Origin of the sequence: Rhizobium sp. PP-F2F-G48 (genome assembly GCF_004342335.1) — a bacterium.
Classification (GTDB): Bacteria; Pseudomonadota; Alphaproteobacteria; order Rhizobiales; family Rhizobiaceae; genus Ferranicluibacter.
The window spans coordinates 413588-429514 of the sequence record NZ_SLVH01000003.1 but is presented as its reverse complement, the minus strand read 5'-3'; the positions used below and the strand labels follow the sequence as shown (position 1 = coordinate 429514).

The 15927-nt window shown below is 62.6% G+C and carries 19 protein-coding genes; 14 read left to right on the top strand and 5 right to left on the bottom strand.

What is annotated here, in order from left to right:
• Positions 1–13: 13 nt before the first annotated feature.
• Positions 14–169: a hypothetical protein gene (locus C8J36_RS24890; protein ID WP_165915016.1), complete on the top strand. Its 156-nt coding sequence runs from the start codon at positions 14–16 to the stop codon at positions 167–169.
• A 41-nt stretch (positions 170–210) separates the two neighbouring features.
• Here C8J36_RS24890 and C8J36_RS09960 read toward each other — a convergent pair whose 3' ends face one another.
• The 4 genes from C8J36_RS09960 to C8J36_RS09945 all read right to left on the bottom strand — a co-directional run bounded on the left by C8J36_RS09960 (position 211) and on the right by C8J36_RS09945 (position 1818).
• Positions 211–600 (bottom strand): DUF930 domain-containing protein, encoded by a 390-nt coding sequence (locus C8J36_RS09960; protein WP_062595120.1) that lies wholly within the window; start codon positions 598–600, stop codon positions 211–213.
• A gap of 179 nt (positions 601–779) precedes the next feature.
• On the bottom strand, positions 780–1244 hold the full coding sequence (locus tag C8J36_RS09955) for a YbaK/EbsC family protein (RefSeq protein ID WP_132534460.1): 465 nt from the start codon (positions 1242–1244) through the stop codon (positions 780–782).
• 117 nt (positions 1245–1361) lie between these two features.
• Positions 1362–1550 carry a hypothetical protein gene (locus tag C8J36_RS09950; protein WP_132534458.1) on the bottom strand — a complete coding sequence of 63 codons (189 nt, stop codon included), beginning with the start codon at positions 1548–1550 and terminating at the stop codon, positions 1362–1364.
• Between the two features lie 13 nt (positions 1551–1563).
• A complete protein-coding gene (locus tag C8J36_RS09945; protein WP_062595117.1) occupies positions 1564–1818 on the bottom strand; it encodes a GlsB/YeaQ/YmgE family stress response membrane protein in 255 nt (84 codons plus the stop codon).
• A gap of 730 nt (positions 1819–2548) precedes the next feature.
• On the opposite strand from C8J36_RS09945, the gene C8J36_RS09940 reads away from it, so the two are divergent.
• The 13 genes from C8J36_RS09940 to C8J36_RS09880 all read left to right on the top strand — a co-directional run bounded on the left by C8J36_RS09940 (position 2549) and on the right by C8J36_RS09880 (position 15473).
• Entirely contained in the window at positions 2549–4186 is a 1638-nt protein-coding gene (locus C8J36_RS09940; RefSeq protein ID WP_165915015.1) for a globin-coupled sensor protein, read from the top strand.
• A 127-nt stretch (positions 4187–4313) separates the two neighbouring features.
• A complete protein-coding gene (locus C8J36_RS09935) occupies positions 4314–4607 on the top strand; it encodes an STAS domain-containing protein (protein WP_062470379.1) in 294 nt (97 codons plus the stop codon).
• 2 nt (positions 4608–4609) lie between these two features.
• Positions 4610–4975 carry a chemotaxis response regulator CheY1 gene (cheY1, locus tag C8J36_RS09930; RefSeq protein ID WP_062470377.1) on the top strand — a complete coding sequence of 122 codons (366 nt, stop codon included), beginning with the start codon at positions 4610–4612 and terminating at the stop codon, positions 4973–4975.
• Between the two features lie 27 nt (positions 4976–5002).
• Positions 5003–7294 (top strand): chemotaxis protein CheA, encoded by a 2292-nt coding sequence (locus C8J36_RS09925; protein WP_062595115.1) that lies wholly within the window; start codon positions 5003–5005, stop codon positions 7292–7294.
• 3 nt (positions 7295–7297) lie between these two features.
• Entirely contained in the window at positions 7298–7765 is a 468-nt protein-coding gene (locus tag C8J36_RS09920; RefSeq protein WP_132534454.1) for a chemotaxis protein CheW, read from the top strand.
• A complete protein-coding gene (gene cheR, locus C8J36_RS09915) occupies positions 7762–8667 on the top strand; it encodes a protein-glutamate O-methyltransferase CheR (protein WP_062595113.1) in 906 nt (301 codons plus the stop codon). The genes C8J36_RS09920 and cheR overlap by 4 nt, the downstream gene beginning before the upstream one ends.
• On the top strand, positions 8667–9728 hold the full coding sequence (locus C8J36_RS09910; protein ID WP_062595112.1) for a chemotaxis response regulator protein-glutamate methylesterase: 1062 nt from the start codon (positions 8667–8669) through the stop codon (positions 9726–9728). The genes cheR and C8J36_RS09910 overlap by 1 nt, the downstream gene beginning before the upstream one ends.
• Positions 9728–10117 carry a response regulator gene (locus C8J36_RS09905; RefSeq protein ID WP_062470356.1) on the top strand — a complete coding sequence of 130 codons (390 nt, stop codon included), beginning with the start codon at positions 9728–9730 and terminating at the stop codon, positions 10115–10117. The genes C8J36_RS09910 and C8J36_RS09905 overlap by 1 nt, the downstream gene beginning before the upstream one ends.
• Complete coding sequence (cheD, locus tag C8J36_RS09900; protein ID WP_062470351.1) at positions 10114–10668, top strand: chemoreceptor glutamine deamidase CheD; 555 nt, start codon at positions 10114–10116, stop codon at positions 10666–10668. The genes C8J36_RS09905 and cheD overlap by 4 nt, the downstream gene beginning before the upstream one ends.
• A 41-nt stretch (positions 10669–10709) precedes the next feature.
• Entirely contained in the window at positions 10710–11099 is a 390-nt protein-coding gene (locus C8J36_RS09895; protein ID WP_062595111.1) for a hypothetical protein, read from the top strand.
• A 292-nt stretch (positions 11100–11391) separates the two neighbouring features.
• Positions 11392–13074 (top strand): flagellar basal-body MS-ring/collar protein FliF, encoded by a 1683-nt coding sequence (gene fliF, locus C8J36_RS09890; protein ID WP_062595110.1) that lies wholly within the window; start codon positions 11392–11394, stop codon positions 13072–13074.
• An 831-nt stretch (positions 13075–13905) separates the two neighbouring features.
• Complete coding sequence (locus C8J36_RS09885; RefSeq protein WP_245506515.1) at positions 13906–14721, top strand: helix-turn-helix transcriptional regulator; 816 nt, start codon at positions 13906–13908, stop codon at positions 14719–14721.
• A gap of 8 nt (positions 14722–14729) precedes the next feature.
• A complete protein-coding gene (locus tag C8J36_RS09880) occupies positions 14730–15473 on the top strand; it encodes a helix-turn-helix transcriptional regulator (protein ID WP_132534452.1) in 744 nt (247 codons plus the stop codon).
• Positions 15474–15482: 9 nt separating this feature from the next.
• Here C8J36_RS09880 and C8J36_RS09875 read toward each other — a convergent pair whose 3' ends face one another.
• A complete protein-coding gene (locus C8J36_RS09875) occupies positions 15483–15923 on the bottom strand; it encodes a hypothetical protein (protein ID WP_132534450.1) in 441 nt (146 codons plus the stop codon).
• Positions 15924–15927 lie beyond the last annotated feature (4 nt).

Genomic DNA, 15927 nt, shown 5'->3' with positions numbered 1-15927 from the left:
AGGCGATCCGCAGATGAGGGGCGATCGGGAACGACGGGGCCGTCCGGTGCCGGCACCGGACGCACGCGGGGAGGAAGTTGATATGGCCGCACATATGATGCGCACGCTGTTGACCACCATGGCATTCCTGACGGTCTCGATGGGTCTCGTGCTCTGGGCTGCCAATTAGGCAGGTCGGTCGGCTTGGCGTGACCCTCGAAAGATCCTGCGTCAGGGATAGAGATAATGCCGTTCCCAGGCGTCATGCGGGATCTGGCTGCCGATCTCGTACTTGAAGGATTCCACATCGATGTGATCCGGGCCGGTCGTGCAGCGGAATTTCAGCCGATACCACTCGCCTTGGCTCCGAAACACCGCCCCCGGTGCAGTGATCGTATTCGTGCCCGTCACCGGATCGCCGAAGGCATAGGCGATCACCTTGTCGGGACGGTAATGGTTCTTGTCCTTGTTGATCCGTTCCATCGCTTCGGTATCGCAGCGCTGCTCCAGCCGCGTGGCCGGGTCGAGTTTCTCGAACTGGCGAACGAGCCTCTGATCCATGGCGGCCGTCGAGGTGGCGGCGCCTGCCGCCAGCAAAGCCGACAAGGCTATCCTGTTCATGCGTTGATTCTTTCACTATCGGTCGAAGCTCTGCTTCAAGGCGATTTTCTTGTCCATTCAATGGCTGAAAAGAGGCGAGGGCGCCTGAGGCCGAAAAAGTGCGTGTAAACTTACGCCTTCGTTCCGGTCTATCGCCCTGAAAAGAAAGACCGTTTTGAAACGACAGCCGATCAGCGGATTTATGACGCTGCCGTAACGTCGATCCACGTCGCACCGGTGATCTCCGCCATGCGCTCGGGCGAAATCCGCACCGCCGCGTTGATCGCCCCGGCTGCGGGCACCACGATGTCGAAGGCGCGCAGCGACACGTCGCAATAGACCGCGAGCGGCCGCGGCAGGCCGAAGGGGCAGACGCCGCCGACCGGGTGGCCCGTCTCGGCTTCGACATCGGCAAGGTCGAGCATCCGGGCCTTGGTGCCGAACTGTGCCTTGAACCTCTTGTTGTCGAGGCGCGCTTCGCCGCCGGTGACGATCAGGATCACCTCCTCGCCCGCCCGCAGCGCCAGGGTCTTGGCGATCTGCGCCGGCGCGACGCCATGGGCTGCCGCCGCCATCGCGACGGTTGCCGTGCTCTCGTCGAGAACGATCACGTGAAGATCGGGCGCCGTCTCGGCAAGGAAGGCGGTCACGGAGGAGAGGCTCATCAGGCTATCCGCTTTTCCAATGTTGGTTCGTCCCGCGTGCCGACCCCAAGGCCGGTCCCTGCAGACAGGAAAGGCGGATCGTTCGACCCCCCTTCACACGTCCGGATGCCGATTGTTTCAATCGTCGTTCGTGGCGTCAAGATCTTCGGGACGCGTGCCCGTCTGGCCGTGCGGCAGGTAGCCATGGCTCGTGAACCAGTTCTCGAGAATGGCGGCAATCGCCGCGTCCCGGCTGTCGATCTCCGGATGGTCGGAGATGAACGAGGCGAGTGCGGCTTCGATCTTGGGATCTGTCGTGCTGGTCATGGATGTCGCGTCCTCAGGCTCGCTTGATCACGCGAATGAGCACGAGCAGAATGATCGCGCCGAGGGTGGCATGGATGATCGCGGCGAGAATGCCGCCGCCGATCACGAAGCCGAGACGAGGAAACAGCCAGCCCGCGATGAAGGCGCCGAGAATGCCGACGATGATGTTGCCGAACAGGCCGAAGCCGAAGCCCGAGACGATGAGCCCGGCAAGCCAGCCGGCGACGGCCCCGATCAGCAGAAAGATGAGGATGCTTTCGATACCCATGGATGGTTCCTTTCCGAATGGATGAACCATGAGATAGGGCGGAGCGGGCCCGGGGTTAGATCGTCAGCGACACGAAATATGCCGGAAAGGATCGGTCCCGCAGGACGTCAGAGCACCCGGGACGGGAGCGTGACGCGGCCGTCCTCGATATTGAGAAGAACGGAGACGGCAACGAGCGTCAGGCATGCGATGAGGGTGGCGCTCAGTCCGAGAACAATCATTGCCCGTTTCCTTTTCGCGTCATCGTCATGATGCCCGCTGGATCCTTCCCGTAAGACACGCGACGGTGCCGGAACGACCGGATTGCGTCTCTCATGACGCGGGTCGCTCGGGGCCGGACGTCGTGCCGGAAGCGTCCTCTTTCTATGCGCGCGTGACCACCGCCACAATTGCAAGGAATGGGGGGTGAAAACCTGTATTCACAGGCGTTTGCGGCTTTTGTCCCGGGATCGTTCAGCATTCTGTGGAATAGGGGTCGGCCGTTAACCTTCAAGCAACGAATTAACCATAAACATGGTCCCTACACGTCGAAGTGGGGACCCTTGTCCTCTCCCGGGCATGATGCCGATCCGACGAGCCGGTTCCAACCCGGTATGGGACGTTAACGGGCTTTGTACCGTTTTCGGCCAAATTGGCATCATCGTGCGCCACAGGCGCACATTCTCATATCGTTCGGCAGGCGGTGATGGTCACCGATCCTGACGGGAGACCTACGGGACCGGGGACAAGCGTGGCACAGGAAGCGGTGGCGGACCAGAATCGGAGGGCGCAGGCGGGAAGCCTGGTCGAGCGCCTGCGGTTTGCCGGGCTGGATTCCGGCGAAACGGACATCCTGCGTCGTCACCGCCAGGCCCTTCAGCCCCAGGTCGATCTCGCTTTGCGCGATCTTTTCCAGCGCCTTCAGACTTTCCCGGAAGCCGCGCGCCATTTCTCCAGCGACCGCCAGATCGATCGCCTGCATGACCTCCACGCCTCCCATTGGGGTGTGTTGACGGATGCGCGGTTCGACAGTCTCTATGCCGAGCGCGTCAAGGTTCTGGCCGATGCGGAAAGTCGCATGGGCCTTGATCCCCGCTGGCAGATCGCCGGCCACGGCATCATTCTCGAACGGCTCATCGTCGCTGCCGTCGAGGCCTTCTGGCCGAAATCCATGCTGTCGACCGGCAAGGGCAAACAGCAGGAACTGACGGAGCTCGTCTCCGCCTTGGTGCGAACCGTCTTCGTCGATACGGAGATCGGCGTCACGCTGCGCTTCAACGAACAGCGCCAGGCCCATCAGCGGCAGATTGCGGAAACGCGCACCGCGTCCGAAACCGAACTTCTCGCAGCCTTCGCCGGCATTGCCGATGCCTTGTCGCTGGGCGATGTCTCGGCCCGCACGCCGGCCGATGTTCCGGATGCGGCCGTTCCGCTCGCCCGCTCGCTGGATGCGGCTCTCGACACGATCGAGGCAAATCTTCGCACGCTCGATGCGGGCATATCCTCCTCCGCCACGGCCGGTGCCGCGCTGGCCGAAGGCACCGAACGCCTGGGATCGTCCGCGCAATCCGAGGCGGCGGCTCTGGACTCGGTTGCGCAACGGCTCGAGGCCCTGGTCGCCCGCGTTCGCGAAAGCGCGCGCGAGAGTGCCGAGGCCGAAAAGGCCGTCGCGGCCACCGGCCATTCGGTCGAGCGCAGCGGCGAGATCGCCGGCCTTGCCATCGCGGCGATGGCCGACATCGAGACCTCCGCCGAAAAGATCGGCCAGATCATCGGCGTCATCGACGAAATCGCCTTCCAGACCAATCTTCTCGCCTTGAATGCCGGGATCGAGGCCGCGCGTGCAGGCGAAAGCGGTCGCGGTTTCGCGGTCGTCGCCCAGGAAGTGCGGGCACTCGCCCAGCGCTCCGGCGATGCGGCCCGGGAAATCAAGCAGCTGGTCACGGGCACCAAGGCCCAGGTCGATGCCGGCGTCGAACGCGTCGGCCGCACCCAGGCCGCAATCGGCAGCATCGTCGAACAGGTCCACGGCATCCAGTCCGCCATCACCGGCATCGCCCGGCAGTCGGGCGAGGATCTGTTGAGCCTTGAGGATCTGCGCACCGAGATCGGCCGTTCCGGCCGCGCGCTCGCCGGCCTCACCAGCGACGCGGAGCGCACCAGCGCCGCTGGCCAGACGGCCCGGCTGGTGACGATCGAGCTCGGTGAAACCATTCGCCGCTTCACGCTGCGCCCCGAAGGCACGGGCGCACGTGCGGCAGCCAATACGACGGCCGCCGCCACGCAACCGCGACAGGCCCTGGCCGCGCGGGTGACGAAGGCGGAGGCCTTTCTCGATGACGAGGACGACATGGCCTTCGGGCGTGTGTCGGCATGGGGGCGATCATGATGATGCTCCCGGCTCTGCGTCCATGCCCGTGCCGCCTGCGTGACACCGCCCTTGCGGGCGTTGGCAGACGGGACGGTTTCGTTCGACAGGTCAATCTCCTCCAGGTGACACAAGGAAAGGCGCCGTGATGGCCCCAAAGAAAGCCGCATCGAAGACGCTCAATCTCGCGCCGGTCCTCGACCTCAATGAGGCAAGCGCGCTTCACAGCAAGCTGACGGAGATGCGTGGCAGCAACATCGTCATCGATGCATCGGCCGTCGAGCGGGTCGGAGCACTCTGCGTGCAGGTCCTGATGGCCGGTGCCAAGAGCTGGGAACAGGACAAACACGCCTTCACCATTTCCAAGGTGTCGGACGCTTTTACCAAAACGACGCAGCTCATCGGGGTCAATGTCGACCACCTGATGGCCAAGGAGATCTGAAAATGAAGAAGAAGGTTCTCACAGTGGACGATAGCCGGACCATCCGGAATATGCTCCTCGTGACGCTCAACAATGCCGGTTTCGAAACCATTCAGGCCGAAGATGGCATCGAAGGTCTCGAAGTCCTCGAAGACTGTAACCCCGACGTCATCGTCACCGACATCAACATGCCCCGCCTGGATGGCTTCGGCTTTATCGAAGGCGTCCGTCGCAACGAGAAGTACCGCGCCATTCCGATCCTGGTCCTGACCACGGAGAGCGATGCGGAAAAGAAGAACCGCGCCCGCCAGGCCGGAGCGACAGGCTGGATCGTCAAGCCCTTCGATCCGACCAAGCTGATCGACGCCATCGAGCGCGTAACCGCTTAAAAAAACACCCTCGCCAGGATTCCAGCTATGGATATGAATGAAATCAAAGAGATCTTCTTCCAGGAATGTGAAGAACAGCTCGCAGAACTGGAATCCGGTCTCCTCCGTTTGAATGACGGGGATCGCGATCCGGAAACGGTCAATGCGGTCTTCCGGGCCGTTCACTCCATCAAGGGCGGTGCAGGCGCCTTCGGACTGGATGATCTGGTCTCGTTCGCCCACGTGTTCGAAACGACACTGGATTGCGTGCGCTCCAACAAGCTGGAACCGACGCAGGAGGTTCTGAAGGTCATGCTCAAGTCGGCCGACGTCCTGGCCGACCTGACCAACTGTGCCCGCGACGGCGGCAGCGTGGATGAAGCGCGTTCCAAGCAGCTGATCCGCGAACTCGAAGCTCTGGCGCACGGCACGCCGCTCCCGGGTGCTGCCGAAGCGCCGGCTGCAAAGGCTGCCCCGGCCAAGCCCGCGGCGCCCGCCAAGCCGGCTGCTCCGGCACCCGTCGCTGCGGCGCCGAACGATCAGGGCTTCGTCCCCGTCGCCTTCTCCTTCGACGACTTCGGTGGCGACGCCGCCGCCGAGACGTCCGCGATGCCGACCTTCGAAATCTCCTTCAAGCCGAATGCGGACCTCTACCGCAAGGGCAACGAGGCGACGCTGCTTCTGCGCGACCTCTCGCGCCTTGGTGAGATGAGCATCCTCTGCGACATGGACAGCCTGCCGTCGCTGGAGGCCCTGAACCCGGAAGACGCCTATTTCTCCTGGAAGATCTCGCTGCGCACCGACAAGGGCGAAGATGCGATCCGCGGCGTGTTCGAATTTGCCGAGTGGGATTGCGAACTCGAGATTGCCGAGCTTGCAGAGGGCGAGCAGCCCGTTGCCGTCGACGGCGAAGCCCCGATGCAGGCCGTTCCCTTCGATCTGTCCATTCTCGACGATGAACCAGCGCAGGCCCTCGGCGTGGTCGAGGAAGAGGAACAGATCGCGGCTGCCACCGCTTTGGAAACCGCCAGCAACGTTCTCAATCTCGCCAGCGCCGCTGCCAAGGCGGCGGAAGCAAAGCAGGCGCCGGCCAGTGCCGCCAATGCCGCCAGCGCGCAGCAGGCCGCAGCGGCAGGCCAGACGATCCGTGTCGATCTCGACCGCGTCGACCGCCTGATCAACCTCGTCGGCGAGCTCGTCATCAACCAGGCGATGCTCTCCCAGAGCGTCATCGAAAACGATACCAACGGCACGTCGTCGATCAATATGGGCCTCGAGGAGCTGCAGCAGCTCACCCGCGAGATCCAGGATTCGGTCATGGCCATCCGCGCCCAGCCGGTGAAGCCCGTCTTCCAGCGCATGGCCCGCACGGTGCGCGAAATCGCCGATATCACCGGCAAGTCGGTTCGCCTCATCACCGAGGGTGAAAACACCGAAGTCGACAAGACCGTCATCGACAAGCTCGCCGAGCCGCTGACCCACATGATCCGCAACGCGGTCGATCACGGCCTCGAAATGCCGGAAAAGCGCATCGCCCTCGGCAAGAACCCGGAAGGCACGGTCCGCCTGACCGCCAAGCACCGCTCGGGCCGCATCATCATCGAACTTGCGGACGACGGCGCCGGCATCAACCGCGAGCGTGTTCGCCAGAAGGCGATCGACAACGACCTGATCGCGGCCGATGCCAACCTGTCGGACGAGGAAATCGACAACCTGATCTTCCATGCCGGTTTCTCGACGGCCGAGAAGGTCTCCGACCTTTCCGGCCGCGGCGTGGGCATGGACGTGGTCAAGCGCTCCATCCAGGCGCTCGGCGGACGCATCAACATCTCCTCGAAGCCCGGCCAAGGCTCCGTCTTCACCATGAGCCTGCCGCTGACGCTCGCCGTCCTCGACGGCATGGTCGTCACGGTGGCCAGCCAGACGCTGGTGGTGCCGCTGACCGCCATCGTCGAAACCCTGCAGCCGGATGCCGCCTCGATCCATTCCTTCGGTGCGACGCAGCGTCTGATCTCGATCCGCAACTCCTTCTGCCCGCTGGTCGATGTCGGCCGGATCCTCAACTTCCGCGCCACCCAGGCCAACCCGGTCGAAGGCGTGGCCCTGCTGGTGGAATCCGAAGGCGGCGGTCAGCGCGCGCTGATGGTCGATGCGATCCAGGGCCAGCGCCAGGTGGTCATCAAGAGCCTCGAGGCCAACTACACCCACGTGCCCGGCATCGCCGCGGCGACCATTCTGGGTGACGGCCGCGTGGCGCTCATCCTGGATGTCGACGCCGTCGTTGCCGCCTCCCGCGGCCAGCCCCTCAGGCTGGAATCAGCTCTGGCCGCTGTGGGATAAGCCATGACGACGCTCGCAAACACCATGACCAGCGGTGCCCGCGAACTGATCGCCTTCAGGATCGGCGACCAGGAGTTCTGCGTCGATATAATGTCCGTCCGCGAGATCCGCGGGTGGACGCCTGCGACGCAGATGCCACACACGCCGAGCTACATGCTCGGCGTCATCAACCTGCGGGGCGCCGTCCTGCCGATCGTCGATCTGGCAGCGCGCCTCGGAATGAACCCGGCCGAACCCACCGTTCGGCATGTCATCATCGTCGCACAGTCCGGACAGACGATCGTCGGACTGCTGGTCGAGGCGGTGTCCGACATTCTGAGCGTGACGAACGACAACATACAGCCGACGCCCGATGTCAGTTCCGATTTCGAGCGAACCTTTGCCCGCGGCGTCCTTGCCATCGAGAAGCGCATGATCTGCCTGATCGAACTGGACGCCGTCTTTCCTCATACCGAAAGCGAAGCCGCATGAGCAGAATGGCCGCATTCGACACGAAAGCGTCGCCCGACGAGTGCCTGGCCAGCGGCGAATACCCGCTGACGCGCCGCGATCTTTCCGAGATCGCAGCGATGATCTACGCCGATGCCGGCATCTACCTGAACGAGTCCAAGGCCTCGCTCGTCTATTCGCGCCTGTCGAAACACATCCGCAATCTCGGCCTCGGGGGCTTCCGCGAGTACTGCAGCCTCGTCTCGTCTCCGGCCGGTGCCGCCGAGCGCCGGGACATGCTGTCGCATCTCACGACCAATTTCACGCGCTTCTTCCGCGAGAACCACCATTTCGAGCACCTGCGCGATGCGGTCCTGCCGGGCCTGATCGCCCGTGCCAAGGCCGGCGGTCGCGTCCGCATCTGGTCCGCCGCCTGCTCCGACGGGCAGGAGCCCTATTCGATCGCGCTGACCATTCTGTCGGTCCTGCCCAATGCGGCGGATTTCGACATCCGGATCCTCGCGACCGATATCGATCCGAAGATCCTCGCGATCGCCCGCGCCGGCGCCTATGACGTCAACGCGCTGGAAACGGTCACGCCGCAGATGCGCAAGCAGCATTTCCAGCAGACCTCGATCAACGGTCGCGAGAAGTGGCAGATCGACGACAAGGTCAAGCGTCTGATCACCTTCAACGAGCTGAACCTCATGGCGCAGTGGCCGTTCAAGGGGCCGTTCGACGTGATCTTCTGCCGCAACGTCGTCATCTATTTCGACGAGCCAACCCAGATGAAGATCTGGTCGCGCTTCGCCACGATGCTGGACGGCGGCGGGCACCTCTATATCGGTCACTCCGAGCGGGTGTCCGGCGATGCGAAGGCCGTGTTCGACAATATCGGCATTACCGCCTATCGCTATACCGGCAAGCACGGGGGAGGCCGCTGATGACCGCGCCCGCTCGCGTCCTCGTCGTCGATGACAGCGCCACGATGCGCGGTCTCATCACGGCCATTCTCAATGCCGATCCCGCCGTCAGCGTGGTCGGTCAGGCGGCCGATGCGCTGCAGGCGCGCCAGGCGATCAAGGATCTCGATCCCGACGTCATCACGCTCGACATCGAGATGCCCAACATGAACGGTCTCGATTTTCTCGAGAAGATAATGCGGCTGCGCCCGATGCCCGTCATCATGGTCTCGACGCTGACGCACAAGGGTGCCGAGGCCTCGGTGGCGGCGCTCGAGATCGGCGCGTTCGATTGCGTCGGCAAGCCTCTGCCGGGCGATCCGCACCCCTTCAGCGATCTCGCCGAGAAGGTGAAGGCCGCGGCGCGCTCGCAGCGCAAGTTCATCCTGTCCGGCAACAAGGTTGCGGCACCCAGCGCTGCCAACACCAATGCCACGGCCGTCGACTACCGGGCGGCCCGCCGGATCATCGCCATCGGGTCTTCCACCGGGGGGGTGGAGGCCTTGATCAACGTCTTGCAGAAGTTTCCGAAGAACTGCCCGCCGACGGTGATCACCCAGCACATGCCGGTCACCTTTACGAAAAGCTTCTCGGAGCGGCTCAACCGGCTTTGCGCCCCAACGGTCGAAGAGGCCTTCGACGGGGCAAAGCTCGAGATCGGCAAGATCTATCTCGCCCCCGGGGGAGATCGTCACCTCCAGATCGTCAATCCGTCCGCACCCACGTGCCGGCTGATCGATCGGGAGCCCGTCAACGGACATCGCCCGTCCGTGGACGTTCTGTTCGACTCTGTTGCCGAACTCGCCGGCCGCAATGGCATTGGCGTCATCCTGACGGGCATGGGGCGCGATGGCGCCTCCGGCCTTCTGCGGATGCGCCAGGCCGGAGCCCGGACGTTCGGCCAGAATGAAAAGACCTGCGTGGTCTATGGAATGCCGAGGGTGGCCTACGAGATAGGCGCCGTCGAAATGCAACTGCCCCTCAACTCCATCGGGGAAGAAGTTCTGAAATGCGCTGCGACCCGAAGGGAAGGATCTGAATAATGTCTATCGCCGAAAAAATCAAAGTGCTGATCGTCGACGATCAGGTTACCAGCCGGCTTTTGCTGGGCGAAGCTCTGCAGCAGCTGGGCTTCAAGCAGATCACCGTTGCCGCCGATGGCGAGCAGGGGGCCAAGATCATGGCACAGCAGCCGCATCACCTCGTGATCTCCGACTTCAACATGCCGAAGATGGACGGTCTCGGTCTGCTGCAGGCCGTTCGCACCAACCCGGCAACCAAGAAGGCCGCCTTCATCATGTTGACGGCCCAGGGCGACCGGGCACTCGTCACCAAAGCGGCAGCGCTGGGCGCCAACAACGTCCTGGCAAAGCCCTTCACCATCGAAAAGATGCGGGCGGCGATCGAAGCCGTGTTCGGAGCGCTCAAATGACCTTAGACGCTGCGGTTAAGCGCGTGCATGTTATCCAGGGCGAGTACAAGGTCGTAACGGATCCGGACGTGGTTCTCTCGACCATTCTCGGCTCCTGCGTTGCTGCCTGCATGCGTGATCCCGTGGCAGGCGTGGGCGGCATCAACCATTTCCTGCTGCCCGGTTCCGCCGAAGCGATGTCATCGGGAGGGGACGCCACGCGATATGGCGTCCATCTCATGGAATTGCTGATCAACGGTCTTCTCAAGAAAGGCGCGCGGCGCGACCGGCTCGAGGCCAAGATCTTCGGCGGCGCCAAGACCATTGCGCGCTTTTCCAATGTCGGCGAGCAGAATGCCCTGTTTGCCCGCCGGTTTCTGCAGGACGAAGGCATCCCCATCGTCGGCGAGAGCACCGGCGGCGAGCATGGCCGCAAGCTGGAATACTGGCCGGTGACCGGCCGGGCCCGTCAATACGCCCTGACCGGCGTCGAGACGCAGAAGACCGTGGCCCAGGAGCAGCGCCCGGTTCCGGCTCCCAAGCCCGCAGACAATTCGATCGAGTTCTTTTAATCAGCAACCGCGCCGTCCGGCGCGCGGTCAGGGGACACCATATGCAGAGCGAGCGAAAAGAGATCCCCCGGGATATGGACGAGGCCCTTCCGGACGTCATGATGCGTGTCGTTTCGGAATTGCATGACGTCGCCTACCTGATCGAGCGGATCGAGCCGATGCTGGGCGAGCTTGCGGGCGAACCGCAGGCCAATTCGGCCCACCGCATCCAGGTTCTGCAGGGCATCGACCTTGCGGTCCAGAAGACGCGCGGGCTCGCCGAGTTCATCGACACGATCACGGCAGCGCTACCGGAGTCGTGGCTGGTGGATATCTCCACCGCCCTGAACCTCGTGAAGCTGGCGGACATGCAGAAGTCGCTCGCAAACGGCCTGCGCCATGGCCATTCGCAGCCTCTGACCGAGGCCGCTGGCGACTTCGAGGCCTTCTAGCCCACGTCCGTCTTCGAAAGCAGGAATGCACCCCAAAAAACGCACCTCCGGTTTCAGCGGCAGGTGCGTTTTCGCGTGTCGCGACAGGGATCGAGACCGGGGCCGGGCGGGAAACGACAAGTTCGCGCAAGCTTCGCATCCTATTCTCCAAACGGGTCAGATGGATCTGTGCCCGCATGTGCGAAGGTTTTCGCCCAGAGCGGCCGGATCGGACCCTGATGTTGGGACTGCGCAATGAAGCTTTGTCCGTGCAATCTCGCGCGGTGAAGTGCGCTACTGGGTGCGAAACAGAATGAATCTGTTAGATCAACTTTCGTCGGTCACGAAAAATTTGACGAGCCTGGGGCAGGGCAAGCTGATCGCCATGGCGGCGGCGGCCCTCGTAACCATCGGGCTCGTTCTGGCAGCCGGGTTCTATGTCAACAAGCCGGCCTTCGAGACCCTGTACGTCAATCTGGAGTCGGGAGACCTTAACCAGGTCACCATGGCGCTGGCCGAGGGCGGTATCGCCTTCGAGGTCGGCACCGACGGCAAGAGCGTTCAGGTCCCGGTCGGCAATACAAGCAAGGCACGCCTGTTCCTCGCCGAGCGCGGCCTCCCCAACAGCGCCAATGCCGGCTATGAGCTCTTCGACAATGTCGGCTCGCTCGGCCTGACCTCCTTCATGCAGGAAGTCACGCGGGTCCGCGCTCTGGAAGGCGAAATCGCCCGCACCATCCAGCAGATCTCCGGCATCACCTCCGCCCGCGTCCACATCGTCATGGCCGACCGCGGAAGCTTCCGCAAAACGGAGCAGAAGCCGACCGCATCCGTCATGATCCGCGCCAGCTCGACCATCGGTCGCGGTGCTGCCGCCTCGATCCGCCATCTCGTCGGCTCCTCCGTTCCGGGCCTGTCCATCGACGACGTGACCATTCTCGACAGCGCCGGCCAGCTCCTGGCTTCGGGCGACGATCCGCAGAACGGCGCGATGAACCAGTCGCTCTCCATCGTCCAGTCCGTCCAGGGCGAAATCGAAAAGAACATCGACAAGGCTCTCTCGCCCTTCCTCGGCGTCGACAACTTCCGCTCCAGCGTCACCGCCCAGCTCAACACCGACACGCAGCAGGTTCAGGAAACCACCTACGATCCGGAATCGCGTGTCGAACGCTCGACGCGGGTCACCAAGGAAGAACAGAAGTCGAGCCAGCAGCAGGCCGACAACGCGACGACCGTTCAGCAGAACGTGCCCCAGGCCGCCCCCAAGAGCGGTGGCGCCGGTCCGCAGTCGAACGACCAGGCCGAGAAGAAGGAAGAACAGACCAACTACGAGATCAACTCGAAGACGATCGCGACCACCAAGAACAGCTTCAAGGTCGAGAAACTCTCCGTCGCCGTCGTCGTCAATCGGGGCCGGGTTGCCGCCATGATCGGCGAAGGCGCCGACCAGGCCAAGATCGACACCTATCTCGCCGAGATGCAGAAGATCGTCGCCTCCGCCGTCGGCATCGACGCTGCCCGGGGAGACGTGGTGACCCTGACCGCCATGGACTTCGTCAACACCGAGCTGCTCGATGCGCCGGTCGAAGGCCCGGGCATCATGGAAACGCTGACGCGCAATCTCGGTGGCATCATCAATGCACTCGCCTTCATCACGGTCGCCGTCCTCGTCGTCTGGATGGGCCTGCGTCCCCTGGCACGGTCCATGGGCTTCGGCGGCCCGGGCACCCTGACGGAGACCGAGGCTGTCGGCCTCGAACTGCCGGACTTCTCGCCGGCCCCTGCAGGTGCCGCGGGTGGTGCCCTGATGGAAGGCTTCGGTTCGGATTTCGGCTTCGACAGCACCGACGACCTCCTCAGCCTCGGCGAAGACGGCGGCGATTTCAACCGCCGCGTCAAGGAAGGTCCCGAGCGGCGCCTGGCCCGCATGGTCGAGATCAACGAGGAACGCGCGGCCAAGATCCTGCGCAAATGGGTCGCAGAAAAAGCCGCCTGACCTCGAAAGACGCCGCCAACGAAAAAATCCGCCCCTCCGGCGGATTTTTTTTGTGCAAGCCTTCCGACCGTGCGCGGCAGAGCGATCAAGAAACGGTGCCTGACGGGGTGGGTTCTTTCAGGCTTGGAGAGGTCACGGACGGCACCGAGCGGAGTCTTCGTGTCATTTGGCACAGTCCTCTCCGTATCGCGACGGTCGACGCGACACGTGCACGATTCCTCTATTTAACCAATTGGTCACTTTTTTATGTGGAAAGGTCGATTTGCTTGCTTGCGGATGCGGCTCGACTCCGGGTGCGTCAAAAATGATTGTGTCAGCGCAAGAAAATATCTTTCGAAAACTGGTATAGTTCTTCGTTTAATCAAAAGTGTGCTTCACAACGAACGCTATTGTGCTCGAAACCATTCTGATGCAATTGCGCAACATGGACTTCGCAAATACAAATCCGATTCGAAACATGACTCAGGCCGGCGTCGATTTTCGTATGGTTGCAACGCCGGAAAACGCGATTAACCGCCGTTATCGCCCGCGACGGCCAATATGGTTTCCAGAAAAATGGATGAATATCAATTATTTAAGAGGACGGTTCCCGTTTGTTCACGGTGAACGACAGATTTGTAATGTCTTTCGGCCGAATCACTTCAGGTTATTAACAAAAAGTAAATCCCGATAAGCCGGCAGTAGTTTTTTGAGTTCGGGCCTGTATAGTTTTGATAGTGATTCGCATGGTGATGTGTGCTCGTCGGGGAAAGCGGATCCCCGGCCGTGTTGCTGCCCTTGGCGGCGCGCGTGCACAGGTTGCATGACCGGATCCGTCACGGGGAAAATGTCATGGAAGCTCTTCACACGGAGATTGCGGGACGACCGATGCCGGTCGCCTCGATGCGAGCAGCGCTGGCGGGTTCGAGCCCGGCAGTTCACGCAGGCCCAGCAGTTCACGCAGGCCAATCGGTTCCGATCAGTCCGGTCGGCCATCCCGCAGCCAAGCGCCAGCTTCTGGAGAAGCTCGGAGATTACGCTGCGCGCGGTCAGCTCAACAAGGCGCTTGCGGCGCTGACGGATTATGTCGGTGCCAGCCACTATCTGCTGGCGCGCTACGACCTGTCGCAGGACAGCGGCCTCGACTTCGTCATGGTCTCGGATTGGCCCTTCGATGTGGTCAAGCGGCTGGGCCAGGTCATGCAGGGCCTCCACGCCAAGACCAACGAGCAGGAAAAGTGCCTCTCGCTGCTGCACCCTGTCTTCATGCGCCTTCCCGAAGAGGTCGTCCTCGGTCGCGGCATCAGCCGCGAATATTGCGCCATCACCTTCTCCATCGGCCGGCTTCGCCTGTCGCTGATGCTGCTCTTTCCGCAGGACCTGATCCTGTCGCGGGAAGGCCTGCGCGACGTCGGCCTCCTCACGGGCTATTTCGCCAGCCTCGCGCGGGACGTCTCGCTGCGCTCGGAGCGCGATTTCGACCTGACGGAACGCGAACTCGAATGCCTCTCCTGGATCGCGGAAGGCAAGACGAGCGAGGAGATCGCCCTTATTCTCGGCATCTCGCGCAATACCATCAACAACTACATCACCAGTGTCATGCGTAAGACGGCGACCAAGACGCGCTCGGAAGCGATTGCCTGCGCGGTTCGAAACAACCTGGTATAGGAACGCGGATGGTCATCTATATTCCAGGAGGACGGAGCGGCGATGAGAGCCGCAACGGCCGCCAGACACGGGCCTCGCGCACGGCCCTGCTCGTTGCCCGCCTGCAGGTGATGCAAAAGGATATCGAGGCTCGAAACTTCGCCGTCTTCCGAATGAACGGAAACGGTCTGCCCGCTTCGCGCAAACTGACCTGCGTCCTCGACAACTGGGGAACGGCAGCGGAAGAGATGACGCAGGACGTGGTCTCGACCTATGGCGACGAGATGAAGCAGCATCTCGACACGTCGCTCCTGCCGCTCCTCTGGAACGGCGCGGACAACCGGCAGACGGCAGAGACGATCGATTTCGATCGCTTCGTTCTCCGCATGAAGCCGCGGACGCTGTCCTATGCGGGGATCGCCTTCCCCGTCCGCCTCGGTGCGCAGGGAAACGGCTATGTCGCCTTCATGGCGCCGTCGCTCGACCTGACAAGCGAGATCATTCTCGATCTCCACGGCCGAAGCTGCCACCTGATGACGGACCTGTTTGCCGCCGACGAGCGACGGCTGCAGCCCGCCGAAGCGCTCAGCGAACGCGAGATCGGTTGCCTGCAGATGGCGGGCGATGGTTATATCAGCGAAGAGATTGCCGAAAAGATGGGTCTCTCGGTGCACACCGTGAACGCCTATCTGGGCGCGGCCACCGCCAAGCTCGACTCCGTCAACCGGATCCAGGCGATCGCCAAGGCGATCCGCCTTGGCTATATCAGCTGAAAAGCCTTTTTAATTGGCGAGTGCCGTTGGGAAGGTTTTCATGAATTTGGCCGCATTCAAGCTGCGGGCGAGAAACGCCGTGTTCTCGTCCGGATCGACCGACGGCTTCTTGAAGGCGATATGGTTGATCTCGATCGCCGCGGAATCGTCCCGCAGGGCAAGCTGCGCATAGACGGTCACGCCGTCGGGCTTCAGCTCCAGGTCGAGCACGATTTCCGGGCTGCGGTTCCAGTCGAGCATGTAGTTGCCGCCAATGCCGAAATTCACCGTACCCGGAACGAAATAGAGCTCGGCCGCCGACGACACGAGGTCGGCCAGGCTGCCATGCGATTCATAGCGCAGCAGCGCGATGAAGTCCGCGGCATCGATGAGACGGAGTTCGGTTGCGACCGGACGGATGGCATCCGCAACGATCTTTTCGCGCTGTTCGGAATATTCGCATTTTTTCATCGCA

Excerpts from the sequence above, each read along its gene's own strand:
- C8J36_RS09920 (WP_132534454.1), top strand. The coding sequence starts at position 7,298 with ATGACGACGCTCGCAAACACCATGACCAGCGGTGCCCGCGAACTGATC.
- C8J36_RS09885 (WP_245506515.1), top strand. The coding sequence starts at position 13,906 with ATGGAAGCTCTTCACACGGAGATTGCGGGACGACCGATGCCGGTCGCC.
- C8J36_RS09875 (WP_132534450.1), bottom strand. The coding sequence starts at position 15,923 with ATGAAAAAATGCGAATATTCCGAACAGCGCGAAAAGATCGTTGCGGAT.
- cheD (WP_062470351.1), top strand. The coding sequence starts at position 10,114 with ATGACCTTAGACGCTGCGGTTAAGCGCGTGCATGTTATCCAGGGCGAG.
- cheR (WP_062595113.1), top strand. The coding sequence starts at position 7,762 with ATGAGCAGAATGGCCGCATTCGACACGAAAGCGTCGCCCGACGAGTGC.
- C8J36_RS09925 (WP_062595115.1), top strand. The coding sequence starts at position 5,003 with ATGGATATGAATGAAATCAAAGAGATCTTCTTCCAGGAATGTGAAGAA.
- C8J36_RS24890 (WP_165915016.1), top strand. The coding sequence starts at position 14 with ATGAGGGGCGATCGGGAACGACGGGGCCGTCCGGTGCCGGCACCGGAC.
- C8J36_RS09935 (WP_062470379.1), top strand. The coding sequence starts at position 4,314 with ATGGCCCCAAAGAAAGCCGCATCGAAGACGCTCAATCTCGCGCCGGTC.
- C8J36_RS09945 (WP_062595117.1), bottom strand. The coding sequence starts at position 1,818 with ATGGGTATCGAAAGCATCCTCATCTTTCTGCTGATCGGGGCCGTCGCC.
- C8J36_RS09950 (WP_132534458.1), bottom strand. The coding sequence starts at position 1,550 with ATGACCAGCACGACAGATCCCAAGATCGAAGCCGCACTCGCCTCGTTC.
- C8J36_RS09910 (WP_062595112.1), top strand. The coding sequence starts at position 8,667 with ATGACCGCGCCCGCTCGCGTCCTCGTCGTCGATGACAGCGCCACGATG.
- C8J36_RS09960 (WP_062595120.1), bottom strand. The coding sequence starts at position 600 with ATGAACAGGATAGCCTTGTCGGCTTTGCTGGCGGCAGGCGCCGCCACC.
- C8J36_RS09955 (WP_132534460.1), bottom strand. The coding sequence starts at position 1,244 with ATGAGCCTCTCCTCCGTGACCGCCTTCCTTGCCGAGACGGCGCCCGAT.
- cheY1 (WP_062470377.1), top strand. The coding sequence starts at position 4,610 with ATGAAGAAGAAGGTTCTCACAGTGGACGATAGCCGGACCATCCGGAAT.
- C8J36_RS09880 (WP_132534452.1), top strand. The coding sequence starts at position 14,730 with ATGGTCATCTATATTCCAGGAGGACGGAGCGGCGATGAGAGCCGCAAC.
- C8J36_RS09895 (WP_062595111.1), top strand. The coding sequence starts at position 10,710 with ATGCAGAGCGAGCGAAAAGAGATCCCCCGGGATATGGACGAGGCCCTT.
- fliF (WP_062595110.1), top strand. The coding sequence starts at position 11,392 with ATGAATCTGTTAGATCAACTTTCGTCGGTCACGAAAAATTTGACGAGC.
- C8J36_RS09905 (WP_062470356.1), top strand. The coding sequence starts at position 9,728 with ATGTCTATCGCCGAAAAAATCAAAGTGCTGATCGTCGACGATCAGGTT.